Annotated in this window: 4 protein-coding genes; all 4 read left to right on the top strand. The window is 42.2% G+C overall.

Annotated elements, in window-relative coordinates; genetic code table 11:
* Positions 1 to 342: 342 nt before the first annotated feature.
* The 4 genes from RM529_RS15920 (at position 343) to RM529_RS15905 (ending at position 4,578) form a co-directional block, all read left to right on the top strand.
* Positions 343 to 1,074 (top strand): SDR family oxidoreductase, encoded by a 732-nt coding sequence (locus RM529_RS15920; RefSeq protein WP_311485736.1) that lies wholly within the window; start codon positions 343 to 345, stop codon positions 1,072 to 1,074.
* A 33-nt stretch (positions 1,075 to 1,107) separates the two neighbouring features.
* Positions 1,108 to 1,422, top strand: a complete 315-nt coding sequence (locus tag RM529_RS15915; protein ID WP_311485735.1) for a hypothetical protein — start codon at positions 1,108 to 1,110, stop codon at positions 1,420 to 1,422.
* A gap of 197 nt (positions 1,423 to 1,619) precedes the next feature.
* Positions 1,620 to 3,203 carry a carboxylesterase/lipase family protein gene (locus tag RM529_RS15910; protein ID WP_311485734.1) on the top strand — a complete coding sequence of 528 codons (1,584 nt, stop codon included), beginning with the start codon at positions 1,620 to 1,622 and terminating at the stop codon, positions 3,201 to 3,203.
* Positions 3,204 to 3,558: 355 nt separating this feature from the next.
* Complete coding sequence (locus tag RM529_RS15905; RefSeq protein WP_311485733.1) at positions 3,559 to 4,578, top strand: aldo/keto reductase; 1,020 nt, start codon at positions 3,559 to 3,561, stop codon at positions 4,576 to 4,578.
* Positions 4,579 to 4,634 lie beyond the last annotated feature (56 nt).

Genomic DNA, 4,634 nt, shown 5'->3' with positions numbered 1-4,634 from the left:
TCACGGTTATGAGAGGCTGAAACAAGTCTAGCATGACAATCCGAAAACTACAAGCCAATAATTGCCATTTTTTGAGGTATTTCTTTTTTCTAATTCGAATGTAAAGGCGTCTCGACTCCGCTTCGACGTGACATTCCGAACAAAAAGATATTACAGTCAAACCATTGGCACATTTCCAAATTTTCACATCAACACATTTTCACATCAATACATCCCCACATTAACAAATCTTCAAATCAGCACATTTTCAAATCCCCTTCACTCGTTAAATTCTTGTTATTTACAAACCTCTTAACTCCATTCCCTTCAGGAAAATTGGATATTTAGGAAAATCAAGAGAAAATGGACCTTAATAATAAAATAGCAATAGTAACAGGAGCCAGCAGCGGTATTGGAAGGGCCATTGCAAAGAAACTTTCTAAGGAAGGTTGCCAGGTAGCCCTCGCCAGCCGCAGTGTTGATAAACTGAAGGAATTACAAGGGGAACTGGAAAACAAAAGTATGGTTGTGGAGATGGATGTAAGCCTTACAGATAGTGTGGCCAACGGATTCAAACAGGTCGTAAAAGAATTTGGCGGAATCGATATACTGGTAAATTCAGCAGGTGTTATGCCGCTTACGTATCTTAAAAACCGGCACCTGGACGAATGGCTGCAAACTGTAGAAGTTAATTTAAAAGGTTGTTTAAGGTGTATTTACTCCGTGCTTCCGCATATGAAAAAGCAGAAAAACGGACATATTATCAACATCGCCTCAGTAGACGGAAAAGAGATTTTTGAAGGTGGTGCGGTTTATGGCGCTTCAAAAGCAGCAGTTATCGCCCTTTCCAAAGCTATGCGCATGGAACTTTCGCCGGAATTTAATATTCGCGTTACCGCGATAGAACCGGGAACAGTTGCCACGAATCTTCGGGAAGATATTACAGACCAGGAATTGCTGGATGATAAAGATTATGGTGGTGATGAAGCAAAACTGGATACTGAAAATATTGCCGATGCTGTTTTTTACGCAATATCGCAACCCGATAGTGTGAATGTTAACGAACTACTAATCAAGCCGACAGGAAAAGCATAATTAAAATAAATACTAATCTAAAATTCGATAAATATGAGTGATGTAGTAATAAAAACAGGAGAAAAACTGGTATCAAGAGGTAGTGACCTCGTGGCAATGGGCGGAAAACTTCTTGCAAAAGCCACAGCCTTTAAAGTTGGAAAAACCCTTGCCACCCGTGGCGGAGTAATAGGCGTGGGAGTTGCAGCAGCAGCGGGTGTAGGCTACCTGGCGTATCAATACGTGCAAAATAACAGCGACGAGATCAACGACAAAAAGAAAAAGTTCAAAAATAAACTTAGCAAGAAGAAAAAGGATCTTAGCGGAAACTATAAAGGGATAAAAGGAGATAAAAAGATTGTGGTTTAATTCTTCAGTCTTAGTACTACTATAGCAGGCAGTCCAAAAAAGCAACTATTTGAGTCCGTTTAATGTTTTCGAGGTTTGTAGTGTTTTCTATACTTCAAACAACCGGAATTACACTAGCGAACCGATAATTGCCATTTTTGGGCTGCCTCTTTTTTTATTCAGGATTCAGTATCTTTAGGGAATAAACCTTCGCTTCCATGAAAAAAGTATTACTGATTTTGTTCGTGTTTTCCATCACTTTGCCTTCTGTTTCCCAGGAGAAACAACCTGCCGAAATAGAGATCAAAAAAGGAAAAATCCGGGGTTATTATGATGCTGAAAAAGATCTTTCCATCTACCTGGGAGTTCCTTTTGCACAACCCCCTGTAGGAAAATTGCGATGGAAGGCTCCGCAGGAGCTCGAAAACTGGGAAGGAGTTAAAGAGACCACGGCGTTTGGACCGTCACCAATACAGGCAAGGGTTTTTGACGATATGATCTTCCGCAGCAATGGCAAAAGCGAAGATTGTCTCTATCTTAACGTTTGGACACCTGCCAAAAGAGGCACTGCAAAACTTCCCGTGCTGGTCTACTTTTACGGAGGCGGATTTGTGGCCGGCGACGCATCTGAACCGCGGTATGACGGTGCTGCCATGGCCCAAAAAGGGATTGTGGCGGTAACAGTAAATTACCGACTCAATATTTTCGGTTTTTTTGCCCATCCTGAACTTAGTGAGGAGGCGGAATATAATGCTTCGGGGAATTACGGGCTCCTTGACCAACATGCGGCTTTACAGTGGGTGCAGGACAATATTGCGGCCTTTGGCGGTGATCCCGAAAAAGTGACAATTGCCGGAGAATCTGCCGGTTCCATCTCTGTAAGTGCGCAAATGGCCTCTCCCCTTTCCAAAGAGCTTATCGCTGGTGCTATTGGCGAGAGTGGTGCGGCAATTAAGCCTACACTTGCACCCGTTCCTTTAGCTGAAGCTGAAAAAACCGGAGCTGAATTTGCCGAAAAACATAAATACAGTTCTATTGAAGAAATGAGAGCTGCAAGCACTTCTGAAATTTTTGATGATTATCAGGAATCAGGAGCTTTCAGGTTTTCCAGTGTTATTGACGGTTACTTCTTACCGGAAACACTTCCGGAAATATTCAGAAAAGGCAATCAGGCACAAATCCCGCTGCTCTTGGGATGGAATTCTGCTGAAATTCCCGGTACAGCCTTTATGCAGGGACAATCCTATTCCGAAGAAAATTATATTTCGAAGGTAAAAGAAGCTTATCCTGAAAACTATGAAGAAGTACTAAAGCTGTATCCCCACAGTTCTGCAGATGAAATTGAAAAATCTGCCACCGCCTTAGCTTCCGACAGGTTTATCTCCTACAGCACCTGGAAATGGTTTGATCTGCACCGCAAAAACAGCGACCAACCGGTTTACCGCTATCTTTACAGCAAAGTTAGGCCTCCAATTCGCAATGATGAGAATGCTTCACAACAGGAGCCTATTGGTGCCCCACACGCGGCAGAAATTGAATATTTTATGGGCAATCTCGACCTTATCGACACTTTTAATTGGACAGAAGACGATTTTCAGGTTTCAGCTACCATTATGCAATATTTGGCAAATTTCATTAAAACCGAAAATCCAAACGGAGAGAATTTACCCGAATGGCCTGCTGCAAAAGCTGCTGACTCTACACCGCCGGTAATGATCATCGACACACAATCTGAAGCCAGAGATGCACAAAATGATGAGCGATATTTATTTCTGGACAGCGCCTACGGGAATACGCAGTAAATTTTGGGGCGTTATAAGAGCTGACAAACAGGCAAACTTACCCCAGCCTCATCTAAACTAAAATTAGAGGCAAATTTATAGTTGGTATTATTCAATGCGCGCACCGAACAATATATTTAGGTGTTTGCGGTTAATACACCCTTGATCCCTAATGGTTTGGCTAAAACTCTACCTCTGTTAAACCTGGTTTACCCGCGATGGTTCTATTTCTGCAAATTCAAACTTCAGCTTTTCTATGACTTCTCTACAATCGTTAAACATAGCCGGGGCTTAGTTAAAGATGTTAAAAAATCTTTGAACCCGAAATAGATTCAGTTAACTTTAAACTAATCTGAACATTAAAAAAAAATTAGCTATGAAATACAAAACACTCGGAAAAACCGGTCTGTTAGTATCAGAACTCTGTCTTGGTACAATGACATTTGGAGCCAAAGGAAGATTTGCACCTATAGGGGGCGTCCAGCAAAAAGAGGCTGACGACCTGGTAAAGCAGGCTTTTGATGCCGGAGTAAATTTTATTGACACTGCAAATGTCTATTCTGAAGGAGTTTCAGAAGAAATGACAGGGCAGGCACTGCGCAACACCAGTATTTCGCGGGATTCTGTTATACTTGCCACAAAAGTAAGGGGCACAATGGGAGAGGGGCCTAACCAGAAAGGACTTAGTAGAAAACATATATTTGACGAGGTGGAAGCCAGTCTTAAAAGGTTAAAAACAGATTATATAGACCTTTATCAGATTCATTCTAATGATCCTCTCACTCCTGTTGATGAAACCCTGCGCGCCCTCGACGACCTGGTGAAGAGCGGGAAAGTGAGATACATTGGTGCCAGTAATCTTGCAGCCTGGAAATTAATGAAAGCATTAGATTACAGCTACTACAATAATGTAGAACGCTTTGCTTCACTGCAGGCATATTACACCATTGCCGGTCGCGACCTGGAGCGGGAGATTATTCCGTTGCTGGACGATCAACAGGTAGGACTTATGGTCTGGAGTCCATTAGCGGGAGGTTTGCTTAGCGGAAAGTACAGCCGTGAAGACGAAAAGAAGTCTGGAGGAAGACGTGACAAATTTGATTTTCCTCCTGTTGATAAAGACAAAGCCTTCGATATTTTAGACGTCCTGAAGCCTATGGCAGAAAGCAAAGGATTTTCTGCGGCCCAGTTGTCTATAGCCTGGCTTTTACATCAATCGGCTGTAACAAGTGTAATCGTAGGCGCAAAAAATGCTGACCAGCTAAGCCAGAATTTGAAATCTACAGAAGTAAAATTCACCTCTGATGAACTGGAAAAACTGGATGAAATAAGCGCGCTAAATTCCGAATATCCGGGATGGATGCTAGAACTCACAGGACAGGACAGACAATTGTAATCAATTAATAAAAAGATGAAATAACGGGAAGTCATAGAAATTCTCTTAAGCTCCCG

The sequence above is a fragment of the Autumnicola edwardsiae genome (assembly GCF_031846505.1).
GTDB classification, from domain to species: domain Bacteria; phylum Bacteroidota; class Bacteroidia; order Flavobacteriales; family Flavobacteriaceae; genus Autumnicola; species Autumnicola edwardsiae.
This window is presented reverse-complemented; position numbering and strand designations above follow the sequence as displayed.

Bases quoted from the DNA above. Each gene is read 5' to 3' on its own strand.
- RM529_RS15920 (WP_311485736.1), top strand. From the start codon at position 343: ATGGACCTTAATAATAAAATAGCAATAGTAACAGGAGCCAGCAGCGGT.
- RM529_RS15915 (WP_311485735.1), top strand. From the start codon at position 1,108: ATGAGTGATGTAGTAATAAAAACAGGAGAAAAACTGGTATCAAGAGGT.
- RM529_RS15905 (WP_311485733.1), top strand. From the start codon at position 3,559: ATGAAATACAAAACACTCGGAAAAACCGGTCTGTTAGTATCAGAACTC.
- RM529_RS15910 (WP_311485734.1), top strand. From the start codon at position 1,620: ATGAAAAAAGTATTACTGATTTTGTTCGTGTTTTCCATCACTTTGCCT.